Source organism: Kitasatospora sp. NPDC087315 (genome assembly GCF_044744345.1).
Taxonomy (GTDB): domain Bacteria; phylum Actinomycetota; class Actinomycetes; order Streptomycetales; family Streptomycetaceae; genus Kitasatospora.
Window position 1 is genome coordinate 80787 of the sequence record NZ_JBIUYD010000018.1, and the last position, 15119, is coordinate 95905.

Consider the following 15119-nt stretch of genomic DNA (forward strand, 5'->3'; position numbering starts at 1 on the left):
CCATGACCAACCCGTTCGACGACCAGGACGGCACCTTCCTCGTGCTCGTCAACCAGGAGAACCAGCACTCGCTGTGGCCGCAGTTCGCGGACGTCCCCGAGGGCTGGACCGTCGTCCACGGCCCCGACACCCACGCCGCCTGTCTGGAGTACGTCGAGCAGTCCTGGACCGACATGCGGCCCAGGAGCCTTGCCGACGCCATGGACGCCCAGCGGTAGCGCGGCCGACGTGACCTCCACCGACACGCTCGGAGCCGACCCGCTCGGAGCCGACACCCCGGCCGGGGCCCGTGCCACCACGGGCCCGGCCGGGCTGTCCGGAGACCTCGCCGCGGCGCTGTACACGCCCGAGGCCCGCCGGGACCCGTATCCGTTCTACGCCCGGATGCGGCGCGAGAGCCCGGTCCACCGCAGCGACCAGGGCATCTGGTACCTCACCAGGTACGCCGACGTCGACGCCGCCCTGGGCGACCTGCGCCTGTCGAACGACCGGGACCGGATGACCAGGGCCCTCGGCGGTCTGGGCGGAAACCTGAAGGCCCTGAGCCGGCTCACCGACCGGCTCGGCCGGGTGATGACCAACACCGATCCACCGGACCACGCCCGGCTCCGCAAGCTGGTGAACCGGGCGTTCACCGCCCGGCGGGTCGAGGCCCTGCGGGACGGCATCCAGACGGTCGTCGACGACCTGATCGACCGGGCCGTGGCACAGGGGCCGGCCATGGACTTCATCGAGGCGGTCGCCTCCCCGCTGCCCCTGGCCGTCGCCTGCGAGCTGTTCGGCATCCCGCCCGAGGACCGCCCCCGGGTGAAGACCTGGTTCCGACGGCTCGGCAACCTCACCGCGGACATCGAGCAGGCCGAGGCCGCCGTCGACCAGTACGAGGAGTACCTGTCCGGGCTCATCCGGCAGCGCCGGAGCGAACCGGGCGACGACCTGATCAGCGCCCTGGTCACGACACAGGCCACGGACGACCGGCTCACCGACTCCGAACTGCTGTCCACCTGCTTCGTCCTCGTCACCGCCGGAGACGAGACCACCGCCAACCTGATCGGCAACGGCACCCTCGCCCTGCTGCGCCACCCCGACCAACTGGCCCGGCTGCGTGAGGACCCGGCGCTGATCCGCACCGCCGTCGAGGAGCTGGCCCGCTACGACACGCCGACCCAGGCGATCGTCCGGGTCGTCGCGGAGGACGTCGAGATCGGCGGGCAGGTGCTGCGCGAGGGCGAGCTGGTGTACCTGTTCCTCGGCGCGACCAACCGCGACCCGGACCGCTTCGAGGACCCCGACCGGCTCGACCTGGCGCGCACCCGCAACCGGCACCTGACCTTCGGCACGGGCCCGCACTTCTGCCTCGGCGGACCGCTCGCCAGGCTCCAGACCGAGCTGGCCGTCGGGACGCTGGTCCGCAGGCTCCCGCGCCTCGGGCTCGCGGACGAGGCGGCCCTCGAATGGCGGCCCAACCCGCTCCAGCGGCGGCTGTGCGCCCTGCCGCTCACCTACTGAACAACCCCATCGACCGCAAAGGAGAACCGACCATGGCCCGAGAGTTCCAGGTGCGTCGGGAGCAGGACCTGCCCGTCGCACCGGACAAGGTCTGGCAGGCGATCGCCACCGGTGCCGGCAACCTCAGCTGGCTGTACCCCATGGAGGTCGAGCCGCACGTCGGCGGGACGGTCTCCCGCGGCGGGGGCACCGTCGTGGCGTGGGAACCGCCGCACCACTTCGCCGTCCGGGCGACCAGGGACGGCGGCTTCTCGAACACGCTCAGCTACCACATCGAGCCGGCCGACGGCGGGTCGAGCCATCTGCGGATGGGGATCCACTGGGTGCACGAGGGTGTCGTCGACGACGGCTGGGACACCAGGGCGGACGCGGCCGAGAAGCACGTCGACTTCTACCAGCACAGCCTCGCCCAGTACCTGACGCACTTCGCCGACCGCGCCGCCGTCTACGTCAAGGCCGGCCGGCCCGGACCGACGGGCGACCCCGCCGACTTCGCCACGCTGCGCCGGCGCCTCGGCCTCCCCGACGACGCGGCCGTCGGCGACCGGCTCTCACTCGACCTCCCGGGCGCGGACGACGGCCCGGAGGAGGTGGTCGTGGACTACCTGAGCCCCGACTTCATCGGGCTGCGCGGCCCGGACGCGCTGTACCGGTTCTACAACGGCAGCTCCTGGAACTGGCCGATCTGGCTGGGCCACCACCTGTTCGCCGAGGGAGCGGACGAGCAGCAGGCCACCAAGGCGTGGAACGCCTGGCTCAACGGCTCCTGACCCCTCGCACCACAGACAACCGGAGGACCACTGGTGGAAACACTGCTCTACGCCGCCGAACTCGTCGAGGAGGGCGGCACGTACAAGCTCGTCGTGCAGGACGTGGTGCGGGACACGGTCCAGGTCACCCCCGTCCCCAAGACCGCGGTGGACAAGCTCCCGATCTTCCTGTCGGCGCTCAGCTCCAAGCTCAACTCCGCACCGGCGCGCGGCCGCCGGTAGCACACCTCACACCCGACGAGGCCGGTGCCGTCCGTCCGGAACGACTCCCGGACGGACGGCACCGGCCTCGCTCACGCCCAGAGCTGTTCGCCGAGGGTCCCGCCCGGCGCGGCCCCGGGCAGCACGTAGGCCACGGCCGACGCCTGGTGTTCGACGAAGGGGGACAGCGCGTCGCGGGCGGCCAGGCGCTCCTGGACGCGGGTGAAGAGGGCGGGGTCGCGCATGAAGGCGCAGAACAGCAGGCCGCGGTCGTCCAGGCCGTCGTCGTAGCTGTAGCCGCGACGGAGCATCCGGGCGCCCCTGTCGAGGCGGGGGCTGCTGAGACGGATGTGGGAGGTCGCGGGGATGACGTAGGAGCCGTCCGGGTGTTTGGCGTAGATGTCCGGCTCGTCGTGCTCGGCGGTGCCGGTGAGCGGGACGCCGTCGCCGGAGCGGCGGCCGATCGTCATGTTCTGCCGGTCCTCGGGGAGTGCCGCGAAGCCGGCGACATCCATGCGGATCCTGCGGTAGACCAGGATGGTCCCGTTCTCGTGGGCTCCTGGCGGGCCCCAGACCCATTGCCGGGCGGCCTCGTCGTCGGGGTTGGCGGTGCCGTCCTTGAACCCGAACAGGTTTCGCGCGGTGGTGCCCGGGGGCGTGGGAGGCAGGAAACCGGACTGGGTCCAGCGCGGGACGGCGCCGGCGGCCCTCGCGGCGGTGGTGGCCAGCTCGGCGACGACGGTCAGCGTCCAGCGGTCGGCGGCGCACAGCTGGACCAGCACGTCGCCGTTGCCGCGTGCCGGGTCGAGGCGGTCGCCGGGGTACGGCGGCAGGTCGGTCAGCTCGCCCGGGACGTTCAGGCCGAGCCGGGAGGCGAGCACGGGGCCGACGCCGACCAGGGAGGTGAGCCGGGCCGGGTCGTCGGTCCGCAGCCGCAGGTCGGGCAGCGTACCGGCGGCAGCGGTGGAGAGCGTGCGGGTCAGCGCCTCCAGGACGGTGCGCAGGGTCTCCCGGTCCGCGGTGGCGGAGGTCGGCGGGAGGTCCAGGGAGAACAGCTGTGTGACGGGTAACTGAGGCGCAGTCAGGCCGGCCTGCCGGGCGCCGTGGAAGGAAATCGCCGCCGGGGGTGGCGGGGCGGCGCTGGAAGCGGCGCCACGGCGCGATGCCCGGACGCTGCTCACCACCCCCTCCGCCGCCGTGCCGATCCCGGCGGCCAGCACCGCTCCGGCAGTGAGGAGGCTCCGGCGGTCCAAACCGGTTGCGGCGATTCGTGCCGGCTCCTGCGCATTTCCCGGTTCGGTGTGCATGGGCGATATTGGAGACGATAGAACACCTGTCATGCAAATCCTGCCTCCTCATGGTCTGTTGAATCGTTCGGTGCCCGGGCCTGCCGTGTCCCGGGCACCGGCGCCGCGGTACCTGCCGCGGTACCTGACGGCGCTGGTCGTCGCGGTCGCGGCGGCGGCCACGGGTTGCTCGTCGGCCGATTCGAAGCCGTCCGCCGATCAGCACCCGGCCGGGAACGTCCTTCGCGTACCGGAGGACTTCCGCACGGTGCAGCAGGCGGTGGACATCGCTCGTGAGGGGGACACGGTGCTGGTTCACCCCGGCGTGTACCGGGAGAGCGTGCGGGTCACCGTCCCGCGGGTGGTGGTGCGCGGATCGGACCGGAACGCGGTGGTCTTCGACGGAGGGCAGCGGCTCACCAACGGCATCACCGTCTCCGGTGCCGGCTCGGTGGTGGAGAACCTCACCGTCCACGGCTACCTCGCCAACGGCGTGCTGTTCACCGGCGTCACCGACGAGAAGCTGCAGTACCGCGGCGCCGGCGGGTCGGCCTACGACCCGCTGGACACCGTCCGGTTCCCGCCGGTGCAGGGGTTCCGGGCCTCCAGGGTGACGGCGTACAACAACGGGCTCTACGGCATCTACGCCTTCGACGCGCGCAGTGGTGTCATCGAGGACTCCTACGCCTCCGGAGGGGCCGACTCCGGCATCTACGTCGGCCAGTGCAAGCCCTGCGACACGCTGGTGCGCGGCAACACGGTGGAGCGCAACGCGGTCGGCATCGAGATCACCAACGCCTCGGACGGCTTGACGGTGCTCGGCAACCGCGTCGTCGGCAACCGCGTCGGGGTGACGGTGAACTCCAACGACCTGGAGGCACTCGCCCCGCAGCACGGCGCGGTGATCGCCGGCAACGTGATCACCGACAACAACGCCGCGGACTCGCCCGAGCAGGCCGACGGGGGCTTCGGCATCGGCATCGGGATCGGTGGCGGCACGGAGAACCACATCGCGCGCAACCTCGTCCGGGGCAACCGCGCGGCCGGGGTCGTCGTCACCGACCTCCCGGGGCACCCGGCCGTCGGCAACCGCATCGAAGGCAACAGCGTCACGGCCAACGGCGCCGACCTGGTGATGGCCGCGGCCGACCCCGGCAACTGCTTCAGCGGCAACTCGCCCGCGACCCAGAGCCCGAACGGCCTGGAGGGCCTTGCCGGTTGCGGTGTCACACCGCGGCAGGCCGTCCCGGCCGGCCGGTCCGTGCCCGTCCAGCCGCCGCCCGGTACGCCCTTCAACTCCGTGCCCGTCCCGCCCGCCCAGCCGTCGATGCCGGACCCGGCGGAACCCGGCCGCCCGGCGACGGACCTCCCCGGCCCGGTCGACCCGGACCGCTACCCCCTGCCGACCGACGCCACCGTCATGCCGCGGCCGAGCTGAGCCCGGTCGGCGCGCTCAGGCCCGGGACACGGCCGACGGGGCTCCCCGGAAGGCGAGTCGAGCTGCCGGAAGGCCCGCTCGGCCGCCGGGGAGCCCCGCCGGTGCCGCTTTCGGTACCGATCGCGGTGCCTCTTTCGGGGTGGTCGCGTCAGCCCGCGGCCCACGGTGCCTCGGGCAGCCGCGCGCCGTCGTCACGCCCGGTGATCTCCACGGTCGTCGGGGTGCCCAGGCCCGGCATCCGCATCGTCACCCGCCGCAGACCGCCGTCGCCGTCGATCCAGTACGTCAGCGGCGACAACTCGCCGTCCGGCCCCGCCCCGTGCGTGGCGTCGCGGGAGCGCGGTCCGGAGAACCTGTCGTAGTTCCGGCCGTCGATCCGGTCGGTTCCCAGCCATCGCGGCCCGGACTGCGCGAGCAGCAGCGGATTGTCGGGCCGGTCCGCGCCGAGCTGGATCAGCAACTGGAGCCCGGCGTCCAGGGGATCCGTCGTGTAGGCGCGCGGTGACCAGCCCGGGCGGGGAACGTGCTCGGCCCGCTGCCACGGCGGGCCGCCGGCGCCCTCCGGCTCCGGTGCCAGCCCCAGACCGCGGCTGTCCCACACGATCAGACCGTGGTCGAGCTGCCCGGTGGCCCCGGTCGCCTGGTAGCTGCCCACGGCCCGGTGGTTGCGGTAGTCCACGACCCCGTCGACCCGGATCACCACGCCGCCGCCCTCGGCGGCGGTGAGGGTCACCGCGACCGGACTGGCCTGGTACAGGGTCAGGCGCGACAGTGCGATGCGGGCCGCCTCGTCGGACGTCACCGCCCTGCTCGTGGTGGGCCCGGAGCCGTTCTGGTAGACGGCCAGGCCACCCGCCGTGGCCGCGCACACCGTGACCGCTGTCAGCGTCCTGAACCAGAAGGTCCGACGCGGCGTACGGCCGCTGGTCTTCTTCCGGGCCATGCAGATGCCTTCTCTCACGTCGGTCAAACACGAGGGCGGGTTCGCGGACCACCGGTCCGCGAACCCGCCCGATCCACTCCTGCCGGCAGCCGGCGCACCGGGCGCCGGCCACCGAGCCCGGATGCTACCTGTGCTGGGCCCTGCGCCTGCGGACCAGCACGAGCAGCGCCCCGCCGAGAGCCGTCAACATCGCGGCGGCCAGGGCCATCGGCATGAGCTGGCCCGTGCCGGTGCTCGCCAGGGGCGAGCCGGGCACGGCGCCCGGTGCGGCAGGCACGTTCGGCGGGTTCGGCGCGGCCGGTGCGCTGGGCGTGTCCGGCGTCGGTGGCGCCGGTGTGGGTGTCGGCGTTGCCGACGGGGTGGGTGTGGGGGTGGCCAGCAGCCGGTTGACCGCGGTCGTGGAGAGTCCGGCGTCGAGGTTCCCGGCGTTCAGCACCAGCGGGCCGAGCACCGTAACGTCCGGAGCGGCGTAGCCCTCGGGCGGGCTGACCTCCTGCCAGTAGTACGTCCCCGGTACGCCGGTGCCCTGACAGATGCCGTCGGGCCCGGTCGTGCAGGGCTCACCGACCGGCGTGTCGGGCTTCGCCCCGGTGGTCTGCAAGCCGTCGGTGCCGTTCGTCTCCTTCCACAGCTGGAACTTCGCCCCCGCCAGCGGTTTGCCGTCCTGGTCGTTCTTGACCAGGCGCAGCGCGCCCTCCTGCTGACGGAACCCGAAGTCGAAGGTGTGGTCGTTCTCGCCCGGTCCGCCGGTGGTCAGCGCCCGTTCCGGGAACTTCCCGCCGGCCGGGACGATGCCCTTGGAGTCGACGAAGTGGTTGTCGCCGACGTCCGCGTCGGTGGGCACCCACTGGTACAGCGGGCCGTCCTTGGCATAGTCGGCCGGGTTGTCGAGCCGGATGGTGTACTTCGTCTTCGGCTTCAGACCGCCGGGCACGTCCGAGTCGTCGAAGTAGTACTCACCGCGCGGTGTTGTCTTCGTCGTGCCGACGAGTTTCCCCGACTCGTCGTAGAGGTTGACGGTGGCACCGGGGACCGGGCGCTGGCCCGGGCTCTGGACGCCCTTGCGCTCGGGGTCGTACCAGACCCGGTTGCCGATCTGCAACGGTGCCTGGTCGCAGAGCACCTCCAGGTCGCCCATCGAGGCGCCCTTCCCGAAGGCGGCGTTGCCCGGGTTCAGGCGCAGGCCGGAACCGTGCTCCCGCGTTCCGTCGCGCTTGGTGAACATCGTGCCGGCGCCGTAGGCCGTGTCATTGGGGTCCACGCCGGAGGTCGCGATGTAGTCCTCCACCTTCGACAGCGCCAGGCCGGCGTAGGCCGAGTTCGCGTGGATACCCCCCATGCTGGACACGTTGAAGAACCTGGTGCCGCGCGGCGTCAGCCCGCAGCCGGTGTTCGTGTCCATCACGTACACGCCGCCGGCCAGGCACGCCTTGTTCAGGTCGCCGCCGGCCACGATCACCCGGTAGGTCGAGGTGTCCCCGGGCCGCGCATACGCCGTCGACTGGTCGGCGAACCGGTCGCGGAACGCCAGCAGCATGGAGCCGTCGGTCTCGAAGGCGATATCGGCCAGCTCCGGCTCGGGGTTGGACATGGACCCGCCGCACGCCTGGCCGTTCTGCTGGGTGGGGTACGTGTCCGTCCAGGGGAACCAGCCCGACCCGGCGCAGGGACCGGCCCCACCGAGCGTGGACAGGCGCGGGTAGTCCAGGGGCTGCTCCAGCACCGCCTTGCCGAAGGTCCCCGTCGCCGGGTCGAACGGCAGGACCACCGCGCGCAGGTCCGAGACCTTCCCGGTCGACTCGCCCGAACAGACACCGCCGACGTAGCCGACGCCGTCCTGCAGGCCCAGGCCGAACGGACGCCAGTCTCCCGGCGCGGGACAGCCCGGGTCCGGGATGGCGTGGACGGACTCGGGAGCCGCCGCGGTCGGCAGGGTGGCGTTGTAGTGGTACAGCTTGCGGTTGTTGAGGTTGACGACGAAGAGGTCGCGGCCGTCCTCGGAGATCTCCAGGTCGCCCAGGCTCTCCTTGCCCGTCGCGGAGAGGAAGGCGTCGTCGGCGGTGCCGGCGCCGTGCGCCGACGCTCCGGAGTCCGGGACGGTGGTGAACAGCGACGTGGTCTTGTTCGTCATGTCGGTGACGTAGATCGCGCCGGCGCCGCCGGGGCCGTACGTCGTGTCCCGCTTGGCCAGCGCCGAGCTGAACAGCCGCTTCCCGGGCTTGCTCCACCCGATTCCGTAGAGGGTGCCGGTCTCGGCGTTCGTGGCCAGGTCGGTCGTGTCCGTGTTGAGTCCGCGCGCGTTGTACGGGAACGTCACCAGCGTTCGCTGGGACTGCGGTTCATTGCTCGCGGGCTGGCACGCCGTGACCAGCGGCGCGTTCTTCTGGCAGTAGTCGCCGGGGCTCCACAGCCCCGTGGTGTACGCCACGTGCTTGCCGCCGCCGAGGTCGACGAACTCCTCGTTGCTGCTCAGCTGGTTCGGCGCGCCGTCCAGGCCCTGCCGCGACGCGAACGCCGGGAACAGCACGCCCGGCTTCGGGTTCACGACCTGGACCCGGTACTTGCCGCTGGCCGTCCGGGCCGTACCGGGTGCCAGGGTGAGCGTGCCGTCGGCGGCCGTCACCCCGGTGATCCCGACGCCGTCGTCGTTGGTGAGTGTCACCGTGACGCCGCCGATGCCCGGTTCCAGGGCCGGGCTCCACACGCCGGACGCGTCCACGGCCCGCACCACCCGGACCGTCACCGATCCGTCGTCCGCCTGCGGATACGCCGCCGGTGCCACCGCCAGTGAGCAACTGGCGATTCCCACGGCGAGGGCCGCGGAGCGGGCTATGGTGCGGCGGCCGGGCAGACCCGACCACCGCCGGCCCGGTCCGTGCGCGGCGCCGTTCGTCTGTTCACTTCTAGGTGTCATTCCTGCTCTCATCGTGGAGAAGGGGCTGGTGCCCCGACCTCGTGAAGGAGTCCATAGAGCGGCGGTGATCCGCCTTCTTAACGGAAGTTTAAAGAGGGTGTAAGCAAGCATGTGACAGAATGGCAATTTTGACGTCAGGTCAATTCGCTTCGGTGCCCGGCCCCGGCCTTCCGCGAGCGAGCCGCCCGGGCCGGGGATCCCTCGGTCAGGTCGACAGGCGGATGAAGTGCTCGGTCGCGAGGATTCGGTGCCGGACGTCGTCGGGCAGGCGGGACAGGACGCCGGGAAGAGGACGCTCGCCGTCGACCTGGCTCCGGTGTGCCGTGATCGCGGCCCACTTCTGCCCCAGCCAGGGGCGGACGTCGCGTGTCACGTCGGCCAGGGCGTCCGGGACGCTGAGCACGGACTTGCCGACCCGCGTCAGCAGGGGGCCGAGGTCCGCGACCGCCGAGTGGGGATGGGTGGCCATGTGCACGGTGCCGGGCCGCCAGGGCGCCCCGGCACCCGGGTAGAGGTGTTCGAGCCCTGCGGCGGCCGCGGCCAGCAGGGTGGCGCGGTGGGTCTGCCGGTGGTCCGGATGGCCTGTCAGCTGCCCGTAGGCGTCGTGGGTGAGCACGATCTCGGGCCTCACCTCGCGGATGTGGCGCACGATGTCCTCCACCACGCGATCGAGAGGTGCCTCGCACAGCCGCGGCCGCCCGGGGGCGGAGTCCGGGGCACGGTGGTCGGCGTAGCCGAGCATCCGCGGCTCGCCCGCGCCCAGGATCCGGAGGGCCTCGGCGAGTTCGGCGGCGCGGTGGGTGCCCGGCGCCCAGGTGACGGTGACGACCGCTGTCCGTGCTCCGGAAGCGGCGTGCTGGGCGAGCACCCCGCCGACGAGGAGCGACTCGTCGTCCGGGTGCCCGACCACGGCGAGCAGCGAGGGCAGTGGCGGCATGCGAATCTCCATCATCGGTGTGCCGGGAACGGTCAGCGCACCCACCCGTCAGGGCCGGGACGCAGCGTCATGTAGCCGTCCACGGGCCCGAAGCCGAGGTCGCGGTAGAGCGGGGCGCCGGCCTCGGTGGCGCGCAGCTCGATCGAGCCGCAGCCGGCGTCCTGGAGCGCCTCGACCAGGGCGGTGGTGACGGCGCGGGCGTGGCCGCGCCGCCGGTGCGCGGGGTCCGTGGCCACCGTGTGGATCCGGCCCCAGCGGCCGGTGGGAAAGGCCGGGCCGAGGTAGCCGCGGTAGATGATGCCGATGGCGCACGCCGCGAGCCCGCCGTCGGTGGGGACGACGTAGGCGAGCAGGTTCGGGTCGCTGCCGAGGCGGGCGCGCATGTCGTCACGGAAGGTCGAGCGCCACTCGTCGGTGGGCTGGGCGCCGTCCAGGACGGCGACGCGCAGGCGCAGCAGTTCGTCGGCGTCCTCGGGCCGGGCCGGACGGGCGGTGGTGGCGGTCATCGACTGGTCTCCTTCGCACGGGGGTCGGGGTCGGTGGTGAGGAGGAGGCGGATCCGGCGGGCAGGACGGCGGCGCTCAGGAGCACGCCGGCTCCGCTTCCCCCTGCGGCCACGCGTCGCGGTCGCGGCGGTGGTCGAACTCCTCGGCCTCGGCGGCCAGGACGTCGAAGTGGGGGAGCGGGGCCCAGAGGCTTCGTTCGCCGATGACGTAGAGGCGGCGCTTGGCGCGACTGGCGGCGACGTTGAGCAGGTGCGGGGTGCCGGCGGCCCACGCGCGGGCGCCGGGCCGGCCTCCGCCGAGTACGAGGATGACCACGTCGGCCTCCTTGCCCTGGGCCTTGTGGACGGTGGCGCAGCGTTCGTCGAGGAGATCAGGGGACCAGCCGGTGCGCTCGCGGCAGATCTTCCTGCACTCGTCGACGAGGGCGCGGAACGGGGCGATGATGCGCAGGCGTTCGAGGTCGACGCCGTGCTGGTGGAGGCGGTCGAGGACGAAGGTGAAGGCGCGGCGGTCGCGTTCGCCCCAGGGGGCGTCGGGTGGGCGGTTGGGGTCGTCGGTGTTGAGCCAGCGGCTGGGCAGCAGGCCGTCGCGGGCGGTGTCGGGGAAGGGCCTGGGGTGGGTGCCGTAGACCATGAGGCCGCCGTACGCGACCTCGTTGCTGACGGTGAACATCGGTTCTTCGCAGCGGCGGTGGACACGCAGGGGCGAGCCGACCCAGACGTACTCGTCGTCACCGCCGGGGGAGGGCAGGTAGGTGCCGTAGCGGTTGACACGGTCGGCGACGGCCTGCGCGGAGGTGGCGGAGGGCAGCCACTCCTCGTCCACTCCGTAGGCGCGCAGCAGGCGGCGCTGGAGGCTGGTGGGCATGGTGACGACGGGTTCGAGCTGGAGAGGGTCGCCGACCAGGACGGCGCGGCGGGCCCGCCACAGGGCGCCCACGGCGGCCTGCGGGGTGGCCTGGCCGGCCTCGTCGACGAGGACCCAGCCGACCGAGCCCTGTCCGAGGCGGGCGAACATGCTGCCGATGGAGGAGAAGGTGGTGGAGACCACCGGCACGAGGAGGAAGAGGGTCTGCCAGGCGTGCTGGACCTCCTCGTCGGGGACGGGGCCGTTGGTGCCGGCCATCAGCTCCATCAGGACCTGGAGGTTGCCGCGGACCTTCTTGGCGGTGCCCGCGACGAGGGCGCGGTGCAGGTCCAGGGCGCGCAGGAACAGGTCGCTGCGGGCGGTGGACCAGGCCTCGTCGGACCAGGGTGAGCCGAGTTCCTGGTCGCGCTCGTCGAGGTGGAGCCAGCCGAGCGGCAGGGCGGGCAGCGTGTTGGTGGCCTCCCGCAACTGGTGGTGGAGGGCGTCGAGTTCGGCGACGGCGGAGTCGAGGTCGCGCCGGGCGGTGGCCGTCGCGTGCCGGGCGCGCCGGAGTGCGTCGTCGGCCGCGTCCTCCTCGGCGCGGGCCGCGTCCTCGCGGGCCTGGGCGGCGGCGACGGCGGAGGCGGCCTCGGCCACCGCGCCGCCGCTGCGGGCGTGGAGGTCGGCGGCCAGGGCCTCGGTGCGTACGGCGGCGGCGACCTGCGCCATGGCGCTGTCCAGGTCGGTGCGCTGCTGGACGAGCAGGTGCAGGATCTCGGCCTGGGTGCGGTCGCGGTGCTGTTCGGCGGCCTGCCGGTCGGCGGAGGTCTGCAGCAGGCGGCGCAGTCCGCCGCGCACGCCCCGTTCGGTGGTCGGGGGCGCCTCGTGACGGGCGGTCAGCGCGTCCACGTACTGCCGGTGGTGTGCGGCCAGTTCGCGGGCGGCCGACAGGTCCGCGCGGGCGGTGGCCAGCTGCCGGCGGGCCTGGGGAACGCCTTCGCCGGCCAGCCGGTGTGCCGTCTCGGCTGCCCGGGTGGCGGCCTGGGCGGTGGCGGTCGCCGCGGTGGCGGTGTCGAGGCGGGCCGCGGCGGCGACCGCCCGCTCGTCGGCGCGGTGGACGTCGGCTCGCAGTGTCTCGATCCGCTGTCCGGCCCGCGGTGACTCGACGCCCTCCAACCCGGCGGCCAGTCGGCGGCGTTGCTCGCGCAGGCGCTCGACCTCGGCCTGCGCGGCGCGGAAGTCGGCGACGGCCTGCGTCCAGGACGGCACCGGCCGGGCCGGACCGGCCGGTGGGGCGGTGCTCGGGCCGGCGGAGCCCTCGGCCCGGCCGCGGGCCGGGGCCGGGGTGCGGGGCGGGATCCAGTCACTCAGGAGGGCCTGCATGCCGCGCAGCGCGGGGAGCCCCGCGGCGGTGCGGGCGTCGGCCTCCTTCTCGGGCAGCCGCCCCCACCAGAAGCGCTCCCCGAACTCCCTGCGGTTGGCCTTGTTGCCGAGTACGGCCGCGACGAGCCCCCACGCGGGCGCGCCCCCGAGGAGCGCGGAGGCGAGGTCGGCAAAGTGGTCCGGGTCGTCGTGCCAGTGTTCGTCGAGCGCGTCGAGGCCGGGGAGTTCGGCGGTGATGTTCTCCACCGCGCCGTTGTTGGACGAGGTGACCACGATCTCGAAGCCGGTCAGCCGCGGGTCGAGCCCGGAGACGAAGCGCGCGTGAGCGCCCTGGCGGTCCTTGCCCTGCCACGGGCGGCCGGTGAACGCCTGTGCGGGCCGGTCGAAGTCGGCCATCGCCGCGGCCCGTTCGACCACGAGTGCGGCGACCAGATCGCGCAGCATCGTCGTCTTGCCCGTTCCCGGCGGGCCGTTGACCGAGAACAGCCCGCCGTCGGTGCCCGCCCGGTCGGCCAGCATGCGGTCGACCGCGAACTGCTGGCTCAGCGCGAGGGGGAACCGCGCCGGTGCCGGCCACCGGCCGGCCGGCACCAGGTCCGGAGCGACACCGGCCAGGACGACCTCGCGGTCCTGCCGGACATCCGTCCTCGCGCCGGTGTCGATGGCGCCGTGCTCGGTCAGGTAGGCGTCCAGGGCCGGGCCGAGGCCCTCGCCGGCGGCCGCGCGCACCCGGGCGAGGTCCGGCGGAAGCAGGCTGTTGAGGAACGGCTGGGCGGCGGTGACCTTGGTCCTCGGATCGCGCGGGCGGTGAACCAGCAGGCTGCGCACCCGGACGACCCTCGGCCGCAGGTGCTCCTGGACACCGCACAGGTCGGCGATCTGCGCGGTCAGGGCCACCAGGTCGGCGAACGCGACCGGGCGCGGACCGGCATCGGCCTCGCGGCCGGGCACCGCAGCCACGTCCGCCGGGTCGGTGGGCGATGCCTCGGAGGCGGCGTCCGGGCCGCTGTCGGCTTCGGCCGCGCGGCCCTCCTCCACGGTGCCGCGAGCGGAGTGGCGGGCCGCCGCCCAGTCGGCGGCGCGACGTACCAGGGGCTCCGTCGCACCCTGCAACGCGACGCCGGCGATCTCGCCGAACAGCGCGCCGACCGCGGCCACCGCGGCGCCGCCCAGAATTTCGGCGAGCAGCTGCTGCCAGCCGCGAGTACCGGCCACGGGTTCCGGTGCCGCCGTCCCATCGGGCCGCCGGACCGCTTCCCGGACCGTGGATCCGGGCGATCGGGGGGAAGTGGCGTACGGGTTCGCGGCAGCGGTCAGCTCGCCGACCGCCACGGCGAACGCCTCGCTCAGTTCCTCGAAGCCGTCCAGCCACCCGGGAACGGACGGGCCCGGGTCGAACAGCCGCCCCGCCGCCCAGCCGCACGCGGAGACCACGGACGTGTCCTCGATCGGGCGCCCCTGGTCGTCCAGGACGAGCGCGAACATCGCGCTCTGACCGGACAGCACCAGCTCCTCCTGCGGCACCCCCGGATCCGGGTCGGTGCCCTCGGGCAGCACCGCGATCATCGCCTGGCGCAACAGCTCCAGGTCGAAGACCCCGCCGTACACCTCGTGGCGCCACACCTTCCCGTACGGCGCCCGGTCCGCGGCCGTCACCGGATGGTCCGGCGCCCACGGCAGCGGCGGCAGCGCCTGGCCCGCCGTCGGCGTCAGATCCACGACGTGCTTGTCCGCGGTGCCGGCCCGGCCCGCGCGGCGCCGGCTCGCCGCCGGGATGGTCGGCGGGCTGAACAGCTCGACGGCCCGCCAGCATTCCAGCAGAGCCTCCTGGCGCCGGCCCTCCCCATGTGCGGTCCGCACCCACTGCCCCCGTGTCGAACGCGCGGCGCACGGCCGCTTTCTGTGCTGATCAGCTGTCCGCAGAATCTACCCGACCAGGGACGGGTGAGCGGAGTGGGTTGCACGGGTGCCTGGCGGGGCGCGGTGCGCACACGGCAGGGCCGGGACTGCGCCCGATCGGTGGATCAGCCCTCGCCCGCTGTCGGGTGGCGAGCCCGCGGCGGGGCGGCGAGCATCGAGACCATGGCCGACCGCGACATCCCCTTGAGTCACGACGCGTTCTACCTGGACGCCACGGCCCGTATGTTCGGGTGGAACGTCACGCGGGAGGCGGACGAGAGTCTGATGATGTCGCTGTTCGAGCGGACGGTGCGGGTGGTCTTCTGGCACGACGGCGGGTTCCGGTACGCGTGGGCCACAGGCCCGGGCAGCGAGGCCATGGAACTGGCACTGCCGGAGGTGCTCGACGTGCTGGAGGAGTACGGCAGCGCGACGCCGCCGGCGCCGTAATGGAGGAGGAGGCCTGATCGGCAGCGTGTGTCACCGG

12 protein-coding genes are annotated in these 15119 nt (G+C 73.4%); 6 read left to right on the forward strand and 6 right to left on the reverse strand.

The genetic code is table 11. From position 1 onward, the window contains the following. The first annotated feature begins 2 nt into the window (after positions 1 to 2). The 4 genes from ACIO5D_RS24870 to ACIO5D_RS24885 are packed head-to-tail and all read left to right on the forward strand — an operon-like array spanning position 3 to position 2501. Positions 3 to 218: an MbtH family protein gene (locus tag ACIO5D_RS24870; RefSeq protein WP_400650899.1), complete on the forward strand. Its 216-nt coding sequence runs from the start codon at positions 3 to 5 to the stop codon at positions 216 to 218. Between the two features lie 10 nt (positions 219 to 228). After that, positions 229 to 1509 (forward strand): cytochrome P450, encoded by a 1281-nt coding sequence (locus ACIO5D_RS24875; RefSeq protein WP_400650897.1) that lies wholly within the window; start codon positions 229 to 231, stop codon positions 1507 to 1509. A gap of 32 nt (positions 1510 to 1541) precedes the next feature. Then, positions 1542 to 2279 carry an SRPBCC domain-containing protein gene (locus ACIO5D_RS24880; protein ID WP_400650894.1) on the forward strand — a complete coding sequence of 246 codons (738 nt, stop codon included), beginning with the start codon at positions 1542 to 1544 and terminating at the stop codon, positions 2277 to 2279. A gap of 33 nt (positions 2280 to 2312) precedes the next feature. Further along, positions 2313 to 2501, forward strand: a complete 189-nt coding sequence (locus ACIO5D_RS24885; protein ID WP_363612521.1) for a hypothetical protein — start codon at positions 2313 to 2315, stop codon at positions 2499 to 2501. Positions 2502 to 2572: 71 nt separating this feature from the next. Here the strand turns inward: ACIO5D_RS24885 and ACIO5D_RS24890 are convergent, their stop codons facing one another. Further along, entirely contained in the window at positions 2573 to 3787 is a 1215-nt protein-coding gene (locus ACIO5D_RS24890; protein ID WP_400650891.1) for a Dyp-type peroxidase, read from the reverse strand. Between the two features lie 70 nt (positions 3788 to 3857). Here ACIO5D_RS24890 and ACIO5D_RS24895 point away from each other — a divergent pair, with 70 nt between their 5' ends. Beyond that, the gene (locus ACIO5D_RS24895; RefSeq protein WP_363612517.1) at positions 3858 to 5204 is read left to right on the forward strand and encodes a right-handed parallel beta-helix repeat-containing protein; all 1347 of its coding nucleotides are present in this window, start codon (positions 3858 to 3860) and stop codon (positions 5202 to 5204) included. A 148-nt stretch (positions 5205 to 5352) separates the two neighbouring features. On the opposite strand, the gene ACIO5D_RS24900 is transcribed toward ACIO5D_RS24895, so the two are convergent. The 5 genes from ACIO5D_RS24900 to ACIO5D_RS24920 form a co-directional block, all read right to left on the reverse strand. Further along, positions 5353 to 6147 carry a hypothetical protein gene (locus tag ACIO5D_RS24900; RefSeq protein ID WP_400650887.1) on the reverse strand — a complete coding sequence of 265 codons (795 nt, stop codon included), beginning with the start codon at positions 6145 to 6147 and terminating at the stop codon, positions 5353 to 5355. A 124-nt stretch (positions 6148 to 6271) separates the two neighbouring features. Further along, on the reverse strand, positions 6272 to 9061 hold the full coding sequence (locus ACIO5D_RS24905) for an SdrD B-like domain-containing protein (RefSeq protein ID WP_400797894.1): 2790 nt from the start codon (positions 9059 to 9061) through the stop codon (positions 6272 to 6274). Between the two features lie 205 nt (positions 9062 to 9266). After that, positions 9267 to 9998, reverse strand: a complete 732-nt coding sequence (locus ACIO5D_RS24910) for a PIG-L deacetylase family protein (protein ID WP_400650882.1) — start codon at positions 9996 to 9998, stop codon at positions 9267 to 9269. Between the two features lie 32 nt (positions 9999 to 10030). Further along, positions 10031 to 10504, reverse strand: a complete 474-nt coding sequence (locus ACIO5D_RS24915; RefSeq protein WP_363608337.1) for a GNAT family N-acetyltransferase — start codon at positions 10502 to 10504, stop codon at positions 10031 to 10033. Positions 10505 to 10579: 75 nt separating this feature from the next. Beyond that, positions 10580 to 14593 (reverse strand): AAA domain-containing protein, encoded by a 4014-nt coding sequence (locus ACIO5D_RS24920; RefSeq protein WP_400797897.1) that lies wholly within the window; start codon positions 14591 to 14593, stop codon positions 10580 to 10582. Between the two features lie 222 nt (positions 14594 to 14815). Here ACIO5D_RS24920 and ACIO5D_RS24925 point away from each other — a divergent pair, with 222 nt between their 5' ends. Next, the gene (locus tag ACIO5D_RS24925) at positions 14816 to 15082 is read left to right on the forward strand and encodes a hypothetical protein (RefSeq protein WP_363608341.1); all 267 of its coding nucleotides are present in this window, start codon (positions 14816 to 14818) and stop codon (positions 15080 to 15082) included. The last annotated feature ends 37 nt before the right edge of the window (positions 15083 to 15119 follow it).

Excerpts from the sequence above, each read along its gene's own strand:
- ACIO5D_RS24870 (WP_400650899.1), top strand. The coding sequence starts at position 3 with ATGACCAACCCGTTCGACGACCAGGACGGCACCTTCCTCGTGCTCGTC.
- ACIO5D_RS24880 (WP_400650894.1), top strand. The coding sequence starts at position 1,542 with ATGGCCCGAGAGTTCCAGGTGCGTCGGGAGCAGGACCTGCCCGTCGCA.
- ACIO5D_RS24890 (WP_400650891.1), bottom strand. The coding sequence starts at position 3,787 with ATGCACACCGAACCGGGAAATGCGCAGGAGCCGGCACGAATCGCCGCA.
- ACIO5D_RS24900 (WP_400650887.1), bottom strand. The coding sequence starts at position 6,147 with ATGGCCCGGAAGAAGACCAGCGGCCGTACGCCGCGTCGGACCTTCTGG.
- ACIO5D_RS24905 (WP_400797894.1), bottom strand. The coding sequence starts at position 9,061 with ATGACACCTAGAAGTGAACAGACGAACGGCGCCGCGCACGGACCGGGC.
- ACIO5D_RS24910 (WP_400650882.1), bottom strand. The coding sequence starts at position 9,998 with ATGCCGCCACTGCCCTCGCTGCTCGCCGTGGTCGGGCACCCGGACGAC.
- ACIO5D_RS24915 (WP_363608337.1), bottom strand. The coding sequence starts at position 10,504 with ATGACCGCCACCACCGCCCGTCCGGCCCGGCCCGAGGACGCCGACGAA.
- ACIO5D_RS24925 (WP_363608341.1), top strand. The coding sequence starts at position 14,816 with ATGGCCGACCGCGACATCCCCTTGAGTCACGACGCGTTCTACCTGGAC.